Below are 19234 nucleotides of genomic sequence, written 5' to 3'. Positions count from 1 at the left end.
ATGAAGTTTTTGGTGATGAAAGACTTACAACAGCTCTTTTGGATCGTGTGGTTCACCATGCTCATATCCTTACTTTTACAGGAAAAAGCTACCGCTTTCAGCAGGCTATGGCCAGGAAAAACAAAGAAGAATAAGCAATTTACATTTTTTGGTTACCCTTCTTTAAAGAAGGGTAACCTCTCCCAACCCGGACAACCGCACAACCATAAAGTCAAAACCAACATCAATACATTACCTGGGATGCTATGTAATTTTTAGTTTCCACACTCTGTACTTTTTATTTGCCAAACACAGGCAAAAGCCAATTGATTATAACCCAGTTTCTATACTCAGCAAAACCGCATTATTCAACATCAGGTTTTTCAAGTAATCTTTCTAATTCAGCATTTGAATAAGTCTCTTTTACTTTTTTCTCCGCTTTTATCAGCGATACTTTGAAATCCTCCTTGATATAACCCATTTCCATAGAATAATACAGAAATCTTCTTATAGTTCTTAGATAATTATTAACGCTAGAACTGGAAATATCTTTATTCAATAACTAAAGACGGTAATCTTCAATAACCTGAGGTGATATATCATTTATCATCTTGCTAGAAATAGATTCACATTCATTAAGAAGAAATTCTTTAAATCTGTGACAGCGTTTTTTTTATAACTGTCAATCGTCGAATCAGAAAGCTGTTTAGATTTGCAGTGTTTGATGAACCTGTCAACAACCTCCTGAATAGATTGCCGTTCATCATTATTGACCAAATTCTTTTTAGGTGTCATTAAATATAAAAACCCCCTCTAAATAATTTTGAGGGGTAAATAACCAGACGGAATGATGAAAATATAGTCCGCATGATTAGCTTAAAATCACTTAAAAATCAGACGTATTATAGATGCTATTTCAGCGCAAAATTAATCTAAAACTAACCAAAAACGCCCGAATTTAAAAGCACCATGATTCTTAAAATATAGACGAGAAGAGACCAATAAAAAAAGAATAATTGGCGCGCCCGGGAGGACTCGAACCCCCAGCCCTCTGATCCGAAGTCAGATGCTCTATCCAATTGAGCTACGGGCGCGCGCATACTTTTAAATTCCAGACAAAAAAGATCGAACACACCAAAAAGATTGAAACAATGATAAAAACGCGGTCAATAATAGTGAAAATCATCCTTTTGAGCAGCTGACCTTTATCTTTTACTTCTGAAGTACATGCTATCATATTAATTTTTAATCGTCAAGATGATTGATTGAGCTGCCCCTCTTTCCTCTATTCAATCAATTTCCTGCACTTTAGGCCCTGGCTTCCTCAATTAATTCAACAAATCTGGCAGCGTCTTCCTGGACTTTCTGGTAATCATCTTCTTTAGCTCCACTAACTATTGCACTTCCCGCTCCTACCGCAAAACTGCCAGCATTAATCCAATCTTTTACATTATCGTGATCCACGCCTCCAGTGGGAATAAGTTCAGCCTGTGGAATTGGACCCTTTATGGCCTTTATAATTTTAGGGCCAAACATGCTGGCCGGAAATATTTTGACAATATCTGCCCCGGCTTCCATGGCTTTTTTAACCTCAGTGGGAGTCATGGCCCCGGGCACCACAGGTTTTTGATACCTATTAGCAACCTCTATCATACCCTCATCAAGTGCAGGACCAACAATAAATTCAGCCCCGGCCAAGATTGCATTTCTGGTGGTTTCGCCATCCATTACAGAACCAGCTCCAAATACCAAATCCGTGTTATTGCCGTACTCTTCAGTCAACTCATCAATTACATCGATAGCGCCGGGTACAGTCATGGTTATCTCAATTACATTAATACCCCCATCCTTTACAGCTTCAGTAATCTTTTTGGCCTGGCCGGCACTCTCCGCTCTAATAACTGGAACAATACCGCATTCTTTGATCTTTTCAAGTGTTTTTCTCTTTTTCATTTTAAATACCTCCATATCATGATTTAGTATTATGATTTGAAAATAGCTTTTTACTTCTGGTCATTTAAATTACAGCTGATAACAAATTAATCACAGACCACTCTTAATAAAAGCTTTTGCTAAACTCTTTAGCATGCAGGAACATGGCTTCTATGTTCTCCGGAGGAACATCAGGCTGAATATTGTGCACGGCTCCAAGTACAAATCCCCCGCCTTCTCCCAAAATTTTCACCAATCTTTCCACCTCTTTCCTGACAGCGGCTGGAGATTCAGTTCTTAACACTTTTTGGGTATCTACTGCCCCCCAAAATGAGAGTTGATCGCCGTATTCATTTTTCAGCTTCTCCGGAGCCATTTCTTCAGCAGAGATCTGAACTGGATTGATTATATCTATACCTATTTCGATAAAATCCGTCAGAATAGGTTCTATTGAACCGCAGCTGTGGATGAATACTTTGGGATCATCCACAAACTCACGAATTTGATCCACATATCTTTTAAATCTGGGTTTTATATGGGTTCTGAAAAATTCAGGGGAGATTTGCAGTCCTCTCTGGGAACCAAGATCATCTGCAAATTTGATTATATCTGCTCTGTCACCGGCCTGCTGCAAGATTTTACGGGAGATCTCCAAATTTATTTCCAGAATTCTATCAAATAAATAAGTCAACAGCTCAGGATTGGCTGCACAATCCAGATACCATTCTTCAAAACCTCGCAAATATTGACTGGTATGGATGAAACAGGATGGAAGACTCATAATCAAAGCAGAATCATATTCTCCTCTTAAATAATCTATCTTTTTATTGAGGTCTTCTATCTCAATATTTTTAGGATCAGGCCAGTCATACCTATCAATATCGGACTCAGAGATGTTTCCCGCCAGAGGACTTTTTCTCAGTTCGTAATAATATTTGTTTTTCTCCCATTCCAGGCCCCAGTGATCTCGGTATATATCATCTTCAATCCACTCAATTTCAGCCGTGGTTTCAGGGAATACACCGCGCACATCAACTGAAAAATAATCCAGAAGTTGATCCTTGACCTCAACAGACCTCATCATTCTATTTATAAATTTGGGATCTTCAGCAGGTATATCTAAATATTCACAGAGATTAATATATCCCTCTTTGACGATGCTGGAATTCATTGTAGCGCCAAAATCTACAGGAACTTCATCCGGCTCTTCGTGATTTAATGCTTTAATTATTCTTTTTCGAGACGTAATTTCAAAACTCATCTTTTTCCCCTCCTATTTAATTTTAATGTCTATTGCATCATTGAAGGCAAAAACATTACTATCTGCGGAAAAAAAACTAGAGTTAATAATACTGCAATCAAGACAAACAAGAAAGGTATTGTTGATTTAACAAGTTTTTCCATTTCAACATCTGCAACACCACAAGCAACATAAAGAACTGTCCCGACTGGAGGAGTGATAAGACCAATACCTAAGTTCATACCCATAATAACTCCAAAATAAACAGTTGAAATGCCGAATTCTCTCATTACAGGAGCGAGAATTGGCGCAAAAATTAATATTGCTGGAGTCAAGTCCAGGATCGCTCCTGTAAAAAGGAGTAAAATGTTTGTCATTAAAAGTAATGCTATTCTTGTTTCGACATTTCCTCCGATAAACTCTGCCATAGAATGAGGCACACCTGAAATAGTTAATAAATAAGCCGTGACGGAAGCCATGGCTGCTATAATTATAACTACTGCCGAAGTTTCTCCTGTCTCTATTATTATATCAATAAGACCTCTTATTCCAACTTCACGATATACAAAGGCAGATAAAATAAATCCCAGAAAAGAAGCTATAGCTCCAGCTTCAGTTGCTGTAAAAATTCCCGATAAAATTCCAAAGACAATAACAAATGGAAGTAAAAGCGGAAAAAAAGCTATTTTAAAAGATTTTAAAACTTTTTTAATATTAAATTTTCTTTGTTCAGAAGCTTTTCCAAATCTATTTTTCTTTGATAGAATATAATTAGTTGTCATAAGAGCAAACCCTACCATAATGCCAGGAATTATTCCACCTACAAACAACTGACTAATTGATGTGCCTGTAGTAATACCATATAGAATGAAAGGTATGCTAGGAGGTATGATTATGCCTATTACTGCTGATGAAGCAGTTATACCACCAGAATATTCCGGAGAATAATTTTCTCTAACCATCTGGGGGATCATTATTCCGCCAATTGCTGCAGTATCAGCGATTGCTGAAGCCGATACTCCTCCAAAGAACATACTCGCTAGTACATTGACATGTCCTAAACCACCTGTTATGAAACCAACTAAAGCGTCAGCAAAATCCACTAACTTCTGTGCTATTCCTCCTGCATTCATTATTTTACCTACAAATATAAAAAAAGGAACTGCTAACAGTGAAAACTCATTAATCCCAGATATTGCTTCTGTTGCAATTATATCCAGAGGAAAGTCCAGCCAGATTATTAATAATATATTTGAAATAGTCAAACTAAACACGATAGGTACTCCCATAAAGGTAAAGATAAATAAAAACAACAAAAATAGTCCAAGTACAGTCACCTTAATCACCCTTCTTAACTATTTGTATAATTTTATCCGCCATATTTTCAGCACTGACTAAAATAAGATACACCCCAGCAATAGGAACGCACATATAAACCCACATCATTGTTATATGAAGTGCTGGAGATGTATGTCTAGCTGTAATTGCAGATTCATAACCGTAAATCATTAAGACAACAACCGCTATGAAAATTATTATTTCATTTATAAATTGTAAAATACGTTTGCTTCTTTTTGATAACTTATTTAACAAAAGCACTAAACCAATATGTTTGTCTTTTTCATGAGCCACTGCTGCCCCTATGAAGCCTATCCATATGAAAACAAACCTTGATAACTCATCTACCCAAGGCAAAGAAGAAGAAAGGACATATCTATAAAAGACCTGTAAATTTACTATTGAAATTATTATTATTACATTGACAGCTAATAACAATCTAAATAAAAATTTCAGGGTTTTTCTAAATTTATAATATATATTTTTTATTATTTCCATATTAACACACCCAAAATTAAATTATCGGTTCTTAATAATTATATAAATATAGTTGGGATAATTTTAGTGGGGCAGCTTTACTGTTCTACTGCCCCACTAATTAAACACTTTCAAATATCTTAGATATCCTGTATATCTTGCCATTCTTCTATTCTATTTTGAACTCTTTCAATGAATTCTTCCCCTATTTGTTCTTCATAATTTTCATATACCGGTTCTACAGCTTCTCTAAATCCTTCTCTAGCCTCTTCAGTTAAAACCGTAACTTCAGTGTCATCTCTATCTTGCAGGTCCTCTTTAGCTGCTTCATGCATGTTTCTTTTCAGCTCTCTTTGATAAATCCCTGCTTCTTCAGCAGATTTTATTACAACATCTTGGAGATCTGAAGGAAGTTCATTATAAAATTCCTCGCTTATCATGAAAACTAATGGATTGTATATATGACCTGTATCTGTTACATATTGTTGGACTTCATAGAAATGCTGAAAGTTGATAGTGGCAAATGCATTTTCCTGCCCGTCTACAACTCCAGCCTCAAGGGCCGAAAAAAGTTCTCCAAAAGCCATAGGGCTAGGAGATGCTCCCATTTCTTCAAAAGCATCTAAATGAATCTCATTCTCCATAGTTCTTATAGAAAGTCCTTCCATATCTTCGACACTTTCAACTGGCCTTTCGTTGTTAGTTAATTGTCTAAACCCATTTTCCCAATAAGTAACTCCAATTATTCCTACATCTTCCAGTTGTTCAAGTAATTCTTGGCCAATAACACCGTCTAAAATATAATCTGCCGTTTCATAATTTGGAATCAAGAAAGGGAGATCAAAAATTGCAAAATCTTCAACAAAACCAGTTATTGGAGCCGTGGAAGGAACAGTAACTTCTTGAACTCCCCTCTGAAGATTTTCCATCATTTCTATATCATCACCTAGAGCAGCTCCCGGATGAATTTCAACTTCTATTCTGCCTTCACTTTTATCCTCTACCATATCCTTAAATTTTTGTAGCCCAGCATATGAGGCAGACTGATCATCAAAACCTATACCTGCCCTAATATTATATTCTGCCGCCTGGACTCCATCCCCACCATAAAATGCAAAACCAAAAGCCAAAGCAAAAACTAAAAATATTGCCAATTTGCCTTTCATTTTCATTTAAATCTCCTCCTTTTGATTAAATGATTATATAAGTGTTTTTTCTAAAATAGTTACCAACCCTGCCAAAAGATTTCGTTCTTAATTATCACCAAACGATAACTCATCCCCCCTTTATTTTACATTTTATTGCTAAATTCAAATCATAACAAAACAAATATAAGAATCTTAAAATCTCTCCTGATATACCCACACACCCGTCGCGGGATTCTCTATATAATAAATTTTCTCTCCATTGATCTCATTGAATCCGGGCTCTAAACTTTCAATCTCGTATTTATCTTCAGCCTGGTTTAAAGGAATATGGTTATAGTTAACATTTTTGATTTCAGAGCTGAATTCAGGATTACAGGCATATGTCACTTTAAAACGCCCTTCAGGTGATCCGTGAATCAAATGAGCAGCCACCGCCAGATTCTCCTGTAAATCTTCATTTTGTTCGGTCAATTTCATTGCTTTTTTCTTATTTATATAACCATATTTCCTTATTATTCTATCGAACTCTTCGTCCTCACCAATTGTTTTCAATCCTGGAGCAGCAATAATTATTTCACCGCCATCCGCCACAGCCAGCCTGGTGCGATAAATAGCTTTATTACCCAGCCAGGTGCTGGAAAACTCGTCAGGATCGAGATAGACAACAAATTTTTGAATGGGTTTATCAAAATAATTTATATTATTTTGCTGGCTTAAATTAACCGCCCTGGAAAAAGTTTCTCTATCATCGCCAATAAAAATCCCCAGTATATCAGAAAGACCTCTATCCTGATTAATATGAGATCTATTAACAGTTAAAACATAGTCCAGAGGAAGATCGGAGAACATGTTTTTCTGAATGCGATCATATAATTTTCTAACAGGAGAATGATCTCTGCCGATCAATCTCTCCAGCCCATATACAGCTCCCAGATAATGAGATTTATTTATTATTTCTTCACCGCCACAGCCAACTACAATATTTTTTGTGTAATTTGCCATTCCAACCACTACATGAGGCTGCACCTGACCGATAGAAATAATTCGATCATAATCTCCCATCACTACTTTTTCATTTATCTTTACCTCGATGGAATCAGCAAATCTTCCTTCGGATAACTCTGCCAGGTAATCCCTGGAAATTTCACCGATTTTAACTGTATCCTTGCGCCATCTATGTCTGATGAAATTCTCATACGGTATATCACCAAACATATTCTTTAAAGCCTTTTTGCCCATCGGCTCGTGAGTTCCCAGGGCTGGCATTATATCGATTTCTATTTCCTGATTTTCTTTTAATTTTTTGTAGATCATTTCCGTAATCATACCTGCACCGGAGTGAAAACGAGTGCCATCAGGAGGAATAATTAGAATTTTATTTTTTCCGGCAACTTTTTTCTCGATGTATTCTGATATAATTTCTTTTAGTTCATTCCGTGTAATTCCCCCGTCATCATCGCTGCTGCAAGTTTTAACCAACAAAAAATCTCCTCCTTCCTGATCTTAATGCTGTTATATTACCCCGAAATTCATCGCTGCCAGAGATAATTTAATATCATCTTAAATCCTTCAACGGAAAGTTCACTTTCACAATTAAACTCAACAATATTGTAATCATAATTCTCCAGCAGCTTTTCGTAGGCAAAACCCAGGGCTGGTTTTGCCGCTACCATGACGTCTTGGGCATCCGGCCACCGGCGTCTGAAAAGCCTTATCAAATCTCCCAGTATTATGCCTTCCAGATAAGAAGTTTTCTTATTTTTGTCTATATCAGTAAACATCTGCATGGTATTGATCAGGTAAAGAGATCTGTTCATCCCCAGCTCCTCAGAATGCTGAAAGCCCTTCTTCAACATCTCTACATCATATTTTTCGCAGCTCAAATCTATGGAGGGAGAAAGCAAAGTGTGTTCTGATATAACCTGAAACAGCTCGCCGGTGAAACTGGAAAGCAAATCTTTTATCTCTCCGTTCTCAATTCTGGCAATATGTGTATGGGATCCAGGCATAAATACATGAAATTTATTTTTGCTGCATCGAGAAACTATGCCGAAGATCTCGATCTCCTCTCCCCGAACATTATTAATTTCTGAAAAATTTTCTGCATTTATTTCCCGGTCATCGGAAAAAGTTTTTAGTCCTCGAATCAAATTTATATCACGCCCGAATATTTCGTCTTCATAGCTGTAAATTGATTCGGCCAATTTTTCTATTGTAACCGGTGTGGGAATATGAGGAACTTCTTTAAAGCCAAATTTTGATGTCACCATTCCGGAAAGATATATTTCTTCAATATCTTTATCTTTTAAACTGTTATCGGCTTTAATATTCCTGTAAAGTTTTTTGATCTCTCTTTTTAATAACTTCTGATCATCTTCGATAGCCACATCTTTAGACCCAATTTTTTTCTTCATTTGATCCAGTACCCTGAGACCTTTAAGCAAAAAACCACGGCTTTTGCTGGTACCTACGTCAAAATAAACCCGATATAAATTATCCCTTTTATTTACATCATCCTGCAAATTTATCACCCGCCCTGACCTAAAAATTAAGGAAAACTGCTACCCTCTATTTCTTTCTATAATTTCTTTAAATTTCTCGGCTTTTTCCGTGATTACATCGAATCTTTCTGCGTTTACAGCTTCACTGTCGACCAGTCCTCCTCCTATCCCCAACCCGGCTGCTCCTGCCTTTAAAAAGTCTTCTGCATTCTCCGGGCTGATGCCTCCGACAGCCAGAAAAGGAATATGAGATATTGGTCCCTGCAAAGCTTTCATATAGCCAGAACCGGAAGCTGCAGCAGGAAAAAATTTAACGAAGTCTGCTCCAGCCTGCTCTGCTTCAACTGCCTCAGTCGGAGTGGCAGCTCCAGGTATGGCAATTTTATCAAGGTTTTTTGCAGCTTCTATCAAATCCGGCTGGGTGCTGGGCGATATAACGTATTCCGCTCCAGCGCTGATCGCTTTATTTAGATGATCTCTAGTGATTACCGTCCCTGCTCCAGGACAAACGCTATCCGAATAATTATCTCTCAGAATTGAAATCATCTTGAGGGCAGACTCTGTCTTTTCAGAATCACCGGGACTCATCGTAACCTCTATGCAGTTTACACCACCTGCTAAAAGTGCTTCCACTACTGCTTTAAATTTATCCTTTTCTACACCTCTGACTATAGCGATAATTTTTTCCTGTTTAATTCTTCGTTTTATATTTTTCATTTATTTATCACCTCTATCTATTTAGCTTCAAGAGTTAAACTCAATTTCATTCAGCCTGGCAAATACATCCCGATTCTTTTGATATATTTCCTCATGAAGAGAATAAAGCTGCTGATACTTATTGTGCTTTTCCATGTCAGGCTTTTTAAAAGCCTTCACTTCCCAGGCGGGATCAATATCAATATAACTATCATAATATCCCCTGGACACCGCTCCCATCATAGCAGCTCCGGCAGTTGAAGCATCAAAAGATTCAAAACTAGTAACCTCTCTACCAAAGATGTCCGCCAGCAGCTGCAGCCATGGATCGGATCTGGTAAACCCTCCTGTGGCTATCACCCTGTTTTGTTTTTCGAGAAGATCTTCCAGAGCACTAAAAACTGAATACATTCTAAATACTATTCCTTCCAATCCGGCTTTGATAATTTGCCTGCGATCATGGTTTAAACCCAGCCCCACCATTATAGCTCTCATGGAAGCATCCCAGTTCGGAGATCTCTCGCCGGCAAGAAAAGGAAGAAACATGAGTTTTTCACTGCCAGGATCAATATCATCAATATAACGATCAATATCCTCATAAAAACTCTTTTCCTCCGTTTTATCGTCATAGAGAAGTTTTCGCAGCCACTGCAGCACCAATCCGCCGTTGTTGATTGCACCCCCGGGCAGAAAAATATCTTCATCCAGCATATAGCACCAGGTTCTTTTAGAATCATCCATTACCGGTTCGCTGGAAAAGGCCCTGACGGCTCCGCTGGTACCAATTGTTAGCACAAATTCATTATTTTGATAGGACCCTGCTCCCAGATTTGCCAGCGGGCCATCGCCGCTTCCCAGAACAATTTTGAATTCGCTATTTAATTCATCGCAAATTTTTTCCCGTAAATCCAGCTCCAATTTGCCGTCTGCAGTTCTATTAAAATAATCCCTGCCAAAACCCAGAAGGTCAAGTAAATTATGATCCCAACAGAGGCCTCTTATATTAAACATTCCGCCCGCACCGGCCAGCGAATAATCAACTACTTTTTCACCCGTCAGTTTATATATGATATATTCTTTAATAGTTATAAATTTATCCGTTTTCTCAACAACTTCTGGTTTGTTTTTCTTAAGCCAATAAATTTTGGCGGGCATATACATTGCATGCAGAGGGCATCCAGTTCTGCTGTAAATATCTCTATTATTATAAATTTCTTCCAGATCGGCTACCACTGACTGAGCCCGGGAGTCGGCCCAGGTCAGGCAACCAGTCACAGGTTCAAAATTTTTATCCACCGCTATTAACGAATGTAAGGCTGAACTAAAAGAAACAAAATCTATGTTTTGACTTCTTTTTTCAGCTTTTGCTGTCAATTCTTTCAGTGAGGTCAATGTTTTTGCATAAACCTTTTCGGGATCCAGTTCAGCCTGGCTTTCTTTTTCACTAATCAACGAAAGAGATTTTTGCACTTCAAATATCTGCTCGAAATTTTGGTTAAATGCAGCCCCTTTCACTGAAGAGGTTCCCAGATCAAAGCCGCAAAATAGCTTATCCATTGTCTATCACACACCCCGTTAAATCATTGCAGCATTTCCGATTTCCATCATTTTAAATGCCAGAAATAATCATATCCCGATGATATATATCAAAGTCCTTAAATTTCGAGTATTATACAGCTTTCAATATGGCTGATTAACGAGATTTTTCGGTTCTTTTCCCTTTAAAACAGATATCATATCCCGGGCCAAACCCATACCTGCCCTGCGGTTGGTTTCATATGTAAATGCACCTATATGCGAAGTAGCAATGAAATTATCGAGTTCAAATAAATTGCTGTCGCCCGGAGGCTCCTCTGCAAAAACATCACAGGCAGCTCCGGCTATCTCTTCCTCTTTTAAAGCCTGATACAGATCCTCTTCATTGACCACCCCGCCCCGAGCAGTATTGACCATATAAGCGCTTTTTTTCATCTTGCTTAATTTTTCTTTGTCTATCAAATTCCGGGTGGAATCTGTTAAAGGTACATTTAGAGATAGGTAATCAGCCTCAGGAATTATCTCCTCTAAATCCCTGTATTCAACCCGTGAATTTTGCACGAGCTCTTCATCTTTTTCTATATCATAGGCCATTACCTGACAGTTAAAACCACCTGTAAGACGCCTTACTATCTCCCGTCCTATACTTCCGGTGCCTATAACACCAATCTTCTTCTCCCACAGCTCTCTTCCAATTATGCGCTTCCATTTGCCCTCTTTTGTCATATTATCAACAGCTGGAATGGATCTGGCCAGAGCCAGCATAAGTCCTACTGCCAGATCAGCTACAGAATGACTGTTAGCACCGGGTATATTTACCACCGGAATTCCAGCCTTGGAAGCTGCATTTAGATCAATATTGTCCACACCGATGCCATTTTTGCCAATAACTTTGAGATTTTCCGCAGCCTCTATTACCTCTTCGGTCATCTCATCAACACCAACTACAATTCCGTCATAATCAGCAATTATCTCTTTCAGATCTTCTTCTTTATAAACTCTATCCAGCTGATTAAAGTCCAGTTCACACCCTTCTTCCTGTAAAAATTCTCTGGTTTCCGGGCTGTATTTGCCGTAAGATCGCGAAGCTATAAAAAAACGATAGGACATAGTAATTCAAACCTCCCTATTTGATAAAAATGAGGCAGATTTTTTTATCTTTTACACTATACCGTTTTTTGATTTTTTTCTTTTTTCTAATATTTCCTCGAGCACAGAGATAACTGGATAAAGACTGACCCGGGCAGCTCCCTGATTCATATGACCAACCCTGATATAATCTCCGGCAAATTCCCCCAAACCGTTGCCAATTCTTATATTATTTTCCTGCAATCTATCTATTATAAATGAAGAATCAAATCCTTCGGGATTTTTTACTGCTGTAACAGCGCTGCAGGCGTGTTTTTCCTCGGCCAGCACTTCAAGCCCAAGTTCTCGAATGCTTTTTCGAAAAAATTCAGCTGACTCTCTATGTCTTTTGATTCGATTCTTTAATCCCTCTTTTTCGATCAATTCCAGTGCTTTTTTGAGAGCCATAACATTGTGAACTGCCATTGTGATACCATAGGGCTGCCACCCTTTCTGCTTCTCTTCAAATTCCTTCATGATTTTCAAATTTAAATACCAGCCTCTTATTTCACTGTTACGATCATCAATCGCCTGCCAGATCCTATCATTAAGACATACTATTGCCAGTCCAGGAGGAGCACCAAGTCCCTTCTGAGAAGCTGTCACACAAAAATCGATATTCCATTCATCCATATAAAATTCTTCAACTCCAATAGAACAAACTCCGTCTACAAATGAAATCAGATCATGTTTTTGGGCAACTTCAGCCAGCTCTCGCACAGGATTTCTTATCCCTGTAGAAGTCTCCACATCAACCATAAGCATAGCTTTAAAATCCTTTTGACTTTCCTTTAAAAAATTATCCACCCTGCCCGGATTAAAAGCTTTTCCCCATTCTTTTTCAAGAACTGTAACTTCAGCTTTATGCAATCTCGAAATTCGGGCCAGCTTATTACCAAATATGCCGTTGCTAAGCACCAAAACTTCATCTCCCTCTTCCAGCAGGCTGCCAAGAGAAGCATCGATAGCAGCATGACCGGAGCCAACAAAAAGAAATAGATCATTATCGGTATGCAAAATGTTTTTTATTAAAGATCTGGTTTCATTATAATACTCTGTCCAGTCTTCACCATAATGAGCTACAGTTTTGGACGACATTTCCTTTAGAACTTCACCAGAAATATCAGTGGGCCCGGGTATCATAAGCAGTTCATCTATAGTCCCGGACATTTAAATCCCCCCCAAATTTGTTAACCCAGATTATAAATTATTTATTTTCTGAGTCTGAATGAATATTAATTTATCAGCCTGCAATCAACTGAGGATAGAAGGAAGCCACATCACCGCAGGAGTTACGTAGGTAATTAAAAGTACTACAGCAAAAACAATTATATACATTGGTATAAGGGCTTTAACAAGTCGTTCTAAGGAAATATCCCCAATAGATGTTCCCACATAAAGAACAGTTCCTACTGGAGGAGTAATCAGGCCCACTGAAAGATTTGCTACCATAATTACTCCAAAATGAACCGGATCAATCCCAAACTGATTGCTAACCGGCAGTAATATCGGCACAAGCAAAAATAAAGCCGGTGTCAGATCTATTACAGTACCCACTATAAACAGCATTAAATTTAAAAGTAGCAAAAATACAATTGGGCTTTCAGTAAATTCAGTTATAAAGTGGGTTAAATATTGAGGCACCTGCGCTGTAGCGAGATACCAGGTAAGAGCCATGGCCGTACCGCAGACCAGCATAACTATACCCGTGTTTACTGCGGCATTTGACAAAATTTCCGGATATTTGTTCCACTTCATTCCATAAAGAAAATACGAAATCAAAAGCGCATAAACAGCTGCAACCGCCCCTGCTTCTGTGGCAGTAAAGATACCACTCAAGATTCCTCCAAGAATTATCAAAGGAAGTAAAAGGGCCCAAAAAGTCTTTTTAAAAACCTCTATAAATTCCCGAAAACTTACACCACTTCCCACCGGATAGCCTCTTTTTCTGGCTATGATATAGGCCATTAACATAAGAGCCAGTCCAACTATAATCCCGGGAATAGCCCCTCCTAAAAATAATCTGATAATCGAAATCTGAGCAATTCCGCCAATTATTATCATGGGGATGCTGGGGGGAATTATAACTCCAATCAGCGCAGAAGAACAGGTTATTGCTGTAGAAAAAGGCGTATCATAACCTTCTTCATCCATCATGGGAATAAGAATCGAGCCGATTGCTGAAGTATCAGCAACTGAAGAGCCGCTCAGGCCGGCAAACAGCATGCTAACCAGAATATTGACGTGAGCCAGACCTCCTGTGAATTTGCCCACAATCGCTCTGGAAAATTTCAAAAGATCTTTCACTATCCCTGACTGATTCATAATCTCCCCTGCCAGCATGAAGAAAGGTATAGCAAGGAGAGTATAAATATCTATACCGGATATCAATCGGCGGGAAATGATTCTAAAATTGGTCATTCCCAGAGTATGCATCACTGCTACTGCTGTTAAGCCGATCCCAAATCCTATTGGTATTCCCAGCACTATTACTAATAAAAGACATAACAGAAAAACTATCAAGGCTTCCATTTTATTTAATCACCCACTATTTGAACATTTTCTGTCCAAACTCAGCTTTTTCTTTTGTGAACAGAAGCATGATATTCCGCAAAACTTCCAGCAGCATTAAAATTCCGCCGACGGGAGCTGCCATGTATTTCCACCCAACAGATATTCTCAAAACAGCTGTTGTCTGTATCCAGGCCTGATCTATATAAAGATATCCTCCATAAGTAATAATCGCTAGAAAAAAGAATATAGAAAGCTGAATAAGTAATTTAAAAAATTTTCCGGCTTTGGTGCTTTTGTTGTTAATAATTTTCACAAGAAGTGTAAAACTGGGATGAACCTTGCGGCGAAAGCCGACATACATTCCTATAAATGCTATCCACACAAAAACCAGCCTTGCGACTTCGTCTGCCCATCGAATAGGTCTGCCTACAAAACGAAGAACAATATTTGCAAATACAACCCCCACCATGGCTATCATTAATATGATCAATAATTTTTCCATAACCCATCCCAGACCATCAAGAAATTTGAAATATATTTTCATATTTCAGAAGATCACCTCATGGATTAAAATTGTCCGGATCCGGGGACAACCCGGACCCGGCACATAACAAGCTGACAAGTTTTAGTCAATATATTCCTCGCCTGCTTCCTGTATATCCCGAATCAGATCTTCAGTTTCAGGAAAGTCTTCAATGAATTCTTCTATCATATGCTCTGTAGTTTCCATGAACGGTTCTACATCCGGGTCTGTAAATTCTACATCATAATCTTCTTTGACTGTCTCTATTATTTCCTCTTCCTCTTCCATAATATCTTCATGAATTTTAGCGGTGGTTTCAGCAGCGGTCTCCTTTATAAGCTGTTGATCTTCATCAGGAAGATTGTTCATGAACTCTTGATTGCTCACAAAGTAATTGGGAGCAATTATGTGTTCGGTTGTGGATACATAATCGAGAACCTCAAACCAGCCCTGATGATATGTCGCTGATATAGGGTTGTCCTGAGCATCTACAACGCCCTGCTGCAGAGCGGTAAAAAGCTCATCCATTGACATAACGGTAACATCAAAGCCAAAGCTCTCCATTATCTCTATAATTGTAGTGCCTTCCCATGTTCTCATGGTAATTCCTTCTGTATCATCCGGATGTTCAATTGGCCTTACATTATTGGATAAAGCTCTGCCTCCCTGAGAAAAATAACCCATAACTTCGATTCCTAATGGTTCAAAGAGTTCTTCATAAACCTGGTCACCAAGTTCTCCAGTCATAGTGTCATAAGCATGTTCCATATTTACAAATACATAGGGCAGCTGGATAAAAGAAATACTCTCATCGAACATTTCCCACATATTTCCTGTTACAGCCATTTCAACTTCTCCCATCATAACACCTTCACTAAACTCTTCTTCAGAACCCAGCTGATTGGCAGGATATACCTCTACAGTATGGTCGGTATTTTCCTCAACAGTTTCTTTAAATATGCCCTCCAATCTTTCATTTGTTGGATGGTCAGCTGCAAAATAATGAGCTATTCTCATTGTTTCTCCGGCTTCCGCGGCTGCTGAAAAAGTTAAAGAAAGCCCTACAATCAGTGTAAATGCTAGGACAAATAACCTGCGATCAATCATAAATTTTACCCTCCCTGATTTTTAATTTGATTCTTTAATTAAAAACAGTAAAGCTTTGATTCAAAAATCAATTTATAGACCTTAAAAAATGTTTTATCCACCCCCCTAGGATTTTATAAGGAAACTCAGATCTATATTTATAGTTCTTCGTAACCACCAATTATACCGTCACGCACATTAATAATGTGCTCTTCAAGGGAACTTTTTGCCTTTTCAGGTTCTTTGTTAAGTATTTTTTCAGTCACTTTTATATGTTCAGACATAGCATCCTTTTCACGTTCTCTATCAAGGTGTCTTACAAGATCTATTAGATCCTCAATATTTCGGTATCTTTCAATCAAAATATTATTTTGAGAAGCTTCTATGATTAAATTATGAAAACTTTTATCAATATTGTCGAATTCATTACGGTTTGCGTTATTAAAGTTCTTCATGTCTTCATACAATTTTTCGAGTGCTTGAAAATCAATATTGTTGAGATGTTTTTCAAGACAGTAACCCTCGTACATAATCCGCACCTCAATAATCTCCCTGATTTCATCTAACTCAAACTTTCTGACAAAAAATCCTACCCGCTCTCTATTAGTAACCAATCCTCTATTTTCAAGTTTTTTTAAAGCATCTCTTACGGGCATAGCACTTACATCAAACTTTTGAGCGAGCATATCGGTATCAATTTTTTCACCGGGAGTAAATTCATGACGAAGAACTTTTTTCTTCAATATTTCTGTGATCTGTTCCGAAATACTCTTGGTCTCTATCATAAATAATCATCCTTTGTTGGTTTATAAACTTAATCGTTTCTCTGATATTAAATATGTGATATATCAGCTTCATCTTAATTTTATAACATTTGATTTTTTATGTCAAGCTAAAGTCTCGAAACGTTTTTATCTCTATGTTATAATGTTTTTGCTGATTATATATTTCTTGTGGGCAGTTAATTTTTTATAGTTGCCTGTAAAACTCTACAGGAGGGTATAAATATGCCAGCATCAGAATTCGGGTTAATAGGTCTGGGCACGATGGGAGCCAATCTTGTCTACAATCTTCTGTCCAGTGATATTGATGTCTCAGCCTATGACATATCCGAGCAGGCCAGAAACAATCTCAGAGAAGAAATAGCCGGCCAAAACTTGCCGGGAGATCTTCTGCTCTGTCAGGATATGGATGAGCTCTGCAGCTCTCTCAAAAAACCACGGCGAATAATGCTCATGGTGGGAGCCGGAGAACCTGTTGAGGAAATCATTGAGGCTCTCCTGCCGCTGCTCTCAACTGAAGATATAATAATTGACGGCGGCAATTCCAACCATGAAGAAACCAGCAGGCGCCAGAGAGCTCTGGAACAGGAGGGCATAAGATATATAGGAGCAGGTATCAGCGGGGGAGCAAAGGGAGCTAGAAAAGGCCCTTCTATAATGATGGGCGGGGATAGCAGCGCCTTTGCAGACACTGAGCATATTTTCGAAAAGATCTCCGCCAGTTCAAAAAGCGGATCCTGCCACAGTTATTTTGGCCAGGGCGGCAGCGGACACTTTGTCAAGATGGTCCACAACGGCATAGAATACGCTATTATGCAGATGATTGCAGATATCTACTATGTCATGAAAAAAGGTCTCAAACTATCTCACAAAAAAATGAGCAGGATTTTCAGGAGGTGGAACGAAAAAGAGCCTGCTTTTTTAAGCGAAATCACCGCCGATATACTCGAGAAAAGATCTAATGCATCAGACCAAAAAAAGATGCCGCTGCTGGAGCTGATATCTGACAGGGCAGAACAATCTGGGACAGGGAGATGGTGTGTAGAAGAGAGCCTGAAATTAAATGTTCCTCTATTTCTCATAACTAATGCTGTCCACAGCAGGATCACTTCCCTCCAGCTCGATACCAGAAATGAGTTCAGCCGGCGGTTCGAAAAGGAAAAACCCGTCCAAAATAAATCAGTTCTGCAGTCCATTGATTCCGATAAAAAAGAATTTATCTCCAAGGCCAGAAATTCACTGCAGCTGGGCATGAGAACAGCGTATGCCGAAGGAATAAGATTATTGCAAATAGGATCCGAAAAATATAACTACGAAATAGAGATACCCGATACTGCCAGAACCTGGTCCAGAGGCTGCATTATCAGATCATCTATCCTGTCAGAGATTGAAAAAGCTTATGAGAAAAAACCTGCACTGCAGGATTTTTTGATCCATTCAGATCAGCTGAGCCTGCTCAAAAACAATTACAGCAGTCTCCTGGAATTCGTCAGTTTATGTATAAAGTCGGGGCTGCCCCAGCCCGGGCTGCAGGCAGTATTAAATTATATAAATACACTTAAAACAGAATATCTTCCCACCAACCTGATACAGGCTCAGCGTGATTATTTTGGCCAGCATGGGTTTGAAAGGAAAGATAAACCGGGAACGTTTCACTGCGACTGGCAGTGATAACCCAAACTAATTTGAATATAAATATAATAACCCCCTGCTAATTCAAAATAACGCAGGAGGCAATATGAATCACATATTTCAATTTTTTCAATAAGCGCCGGGTTCAATGTATTTGAACTTTTTATTCCGCCTCCTGCCCGGATTTCTCTTCATTTCCCTCTCCGGCAAATTTCTCAAAAAGAAGCGCTTTAAGATCTACCAGCACCAGCAGCTCATCGTCCATTCTTCCTACTCCCTGCAGATATTCCTGTCTTATACCTCCTGCTACCTCCGGAGGGGGCTCTATAACGTCCTCGCCCAGCCAGATAACCTCGTTAACCTCATCAACCTTTATTCCTATCAATGAATCTTCCAGTTCAACAGTAATGATTCGATCTTCTTCTTGCATGTCCCTAGCACTATCTTCCACTTCTTGCTCGAGCCTGAGTTTTTTCTTGATATTTAGAACTGGAACTATCTGCCCTCTTAAATTTATTACCCCTATAACATATTCTTCAGTGTTGGGCACCTGAGTTATTCTTTTAGGCCTGATTATTTCCTTAACCTGCTCGATCAATATACCGTAATTTTCTGTACCTATTTTAAAAGTGACAAACTGCTTGCGATTTTTTGCTTCTTTCTCTTCCATCTCTTTCATATCTTTATATCCAGTCTCTGCTGGCATTAGATCATACCTCCTC

At 38.6% G+C, this 19234-nt stretch carries 19 protein-coding genes and 1 tRNA gene; 2 read left to right on the top strand and 18 right to left on the bottom strand.

The features are described from left to right. Positions 1 to 134 (top strand): ATP-binding protein (locus BLT15_RS13120; RefSeq protein WP_159429933.1); only part of this gene is annotated, 134 nt, incomplete at its 5' end. Between the two features lie 209 nt (positions 135 to 343). Here the strand turns inward: BLT15_RS13120 and BLT15_RS13115 are convergent. The 17 genes from BLT15_RS13115 to BLT15_RS11395 form a co-directional block, all read right to left on the bottom strand. Further along, on the bottom strand, positions 344 to 538 hold the full coding sequence (locus BLT15_RS13115) for a hypothetical protein (protein WP_143423082.1): 195 nt from the start codon (positions 536 to 538) through the stop codon (positions 344 to 346). Positions 539 to 996: 458 nt separating this feature from the next. Further along, positions 997 to 1073 (bottom strand) — tRNA-Arg (locus tag BLT15_RS11470). A 214-nt stretch (positions 1074 to 1287) separates the two neighbouring features. After that, positions 1288 to 1932 (bottom strand): bifunctional 2-keto-4-hydroxyglutarate aldolase/2-keto-3-deoxy-6-phosphogluconate aldolase, encoded by a 645-nt coding sequence (locus tag BLT15_RS11465; RefSeq protein WP_089761886.1) that lies wholly within the window; start codon positions 1930 to 1932, stop codon positions 1288 to 1290. Positions 1933 to 2035: 103 nt separating this feature from the next. Further along, the gene (locus tag BLT15_RS11460) at positions 2036 to 3172 is read right to left on the bottom strand and encodes a uroporphyrinogen decarboxylase family protein (RefSeq protein ID WP_089761884.1); all 1137 of its coding nucleotides are present in this window, start codon (positions 3170 to 3172) and stop codon (positions 2036 to 2038) included. Between the two features lie 29 nt (positions 3173 to 3201). Further along, a complete protein-coding gene (locus BLT15_RS11455; protein WP_234985611.1) occupies positions 3202 to 4488 on the bottom strand; it encodes a TRAP transporter large permease in 1287 nt (428 codons plus the stop codon). Between the two features lies 1 nt (position 4489). Then, on the bottom strand, positions 4490 to 4987 hold the full coding sequence (locus BLT15_RS11450; RefSeq protein WP_089761882.1) for a TRAP transporter small permease: 498 nt from the start codon (positions 4985 to 4987) through the stop codon (positions 4490 to 4492). A 119-nt stretch (positions 4988 to 5106) separates the two neighbouring features. Continuing rightward, positions 5107 to 6138 (bottom strand): DctP family TRAP transporter solute-binding subunit, encoded by a 1032-nt coding sequence (locus BLT15_RS11445; protein WP_200769762.1) that lies wholly within the window; start codon positions 6136 to 6138, stop codon positions 5107 to 5109. Positions 6139 to 6306: 168 nt separating this feature from the next. Continuing rightward, a complete protein-coding gene (locus BLT15_RS11440) occupies positions 6307 to 7596 on the bottom strand; it encodes a nickel-dependent putative hexonate epimerase (protein WP_234985610.1) in 1290 nt (429 codons plus the stop codon). 47 nt (positions 7597 to 7643) lie between these two features. Further along, positions 7644 to 8645: a 2-dehydro-3-deoxygalactonokinase gene (locus BLT15_RS11435; RefSeq protein WP_159429932.1), complete on the bottom strand. Its 1002-nt coding sequence runs from the start codon at positions 8643 to 8645 to the stop codon at positions 7644 to 7646. Positions 8646 to 8675: 30 nt separating this feature from the next. Next, positions 8676 to 9332 carry a bifunctional 4-hydroxy-2-oxoglutarate aldolase/2-dehydro-3-deoxy-phosphogluconate aldolase gene (locus BLT15_RS11430; RefSeq protein ID WP_089761877.1) on the bottom strand — a complete coding sequence of 219 codons (657 nt, stop codon included), beginning with the start codon at positions 9330 to 9332 and terminating at the stop codon, positions 8676 to 8678. A gap of 27 nt (positions 9333 to 9359) precedes the next feature. Continuing rightward, positions 9360 to 10868 (bottom strand): gluconokinase, encoded by a 1509-nt coding sequence (locus BLT15_RS11425; RefSeq protein WP_089761875.1) that lies wholly within the window; start codon positions 10866 to 10868, stop codon positions 9360 to 9362. A 123-nt stretch (positions 10869 to 10991) separates the two neighbouring features. Beyond that, positions 10992 to 11957: a phosphoglycerate dehydrogenase gene (locus tag BLT15_RS11420; protein WP_089761873.1), complete on the bottom strand. Its 966-nt coding sequence runs from the start codon at positions 11955 to 11957 to the stop codon at positions 10992 to 10994. A gap of 51 nt (positions 11958 to 12008) precedes the next feature. Next, positions 12009 to 13145, bottom strand: coding sequence for a pyridoxal-phosphate-dependent aminotransferase family protein (locus tag BLT15_RS11415; protein ID WP_089761871.1), 1137 nt, complete (start codon positions 13143 to 13145; stop codon positions 12009 to 12011). Between the two features lie 84 nt (positions 13146 to 13229). Then, complete coding sequence (locus tag BLT15_RS11410; RefSeq protein WP_089761869.1) at positions 13230 to 14507, bottom strand: TRAP transporter large permease; 1278 nt, start codon at positions 14505 to 14507, stop codon at positions 13230 to 13232. A 16-nt stretch (positions 14508 to 14523) separates the two neighbouring features. Further along, positions 14524 to 14991: a TRAP transporter small permease gene (locus BLT15_RS11405; protein ID WP_159429931.1), complete on the bottom strand. Its 468-nt coding sequence runs from the start codon at positions 14989 to 14991 to the stop codon at positions 14524 to 14526. Positions 14992 to 15114: 123 nt separating this feature from the next. Continuing rightward, positions 15115 to 16119: a TRAP transporter substrate-binding protein gene (locus BLT15_RS11400; protein WP_089761864.1), complete on the bottom strand. Its 1005-nt coding sequence runs from the start codon at positions 16117 to 16119 to the stop codon at positions 15115 to 15117. A 137-nt stretch (positions 16120 to 16256) separates the two neighbouring features. Beyond that, positions 16257 to 16883, bottom strand: coding sequence for a GntR family transcriptional regulator (locus BLT15_RS11395; protein ID WP_089761862.1), 627 nt, complete (start codon positions 16881 to 16883; stop codon positions 16257 to 16259). A gap of 222 nt (positions 16884 to 17105) precedes the next feature. Here BLT15_RS11395 and gndA point away from each other — a divergent pair, with 222 nt between their 5' ends. Then, positions 17106 to 18551, top strand: a complete 1446-nt coding sequence (gndA, locus tag BLT15_RS11390; protein WP_089761860.1) for an NADP-dependent phosphogluconate dehydrogenase — start codon at positions 17106 to 17108, stop codon at positions 18549 to 18551. A 124-nt stretch (positions 18552 to 18675) separates the two neighbouring features. On the opposite strand, the gene BLT15_RS11385 is transcribed toward gndA, so the two are convergent. Then, positions 18676 to 19218 (bottom strand): chemotaxis protein CheW, encoded by a 543-nt coding sequence (locus BLT15_RS11385; protein ID WP_234985609.1) that lies wholly within the window; start codon positions 19216 to 19218, stop codon positions 18676 to 18678. Between the last annotated feature and the right edge of the window lie 16 nt (positions 19219 to 19234).

This window comes from Halarsenatibacter silvermanii (assembly GCF_900103135.1).
Classification (GTDB): Bacteria; Bacillota; Halanaerobiia; order Halanaerobiales; family Halarsenatibacteraceae; genus Halarsenatibacter; species Halarsenatibacter silvermanii.
The sequence above is the reverse complement of the archived record's forward strand: the minus strand, read 5'-3'. Positions and strand labels throughout refer to the sequence as shown.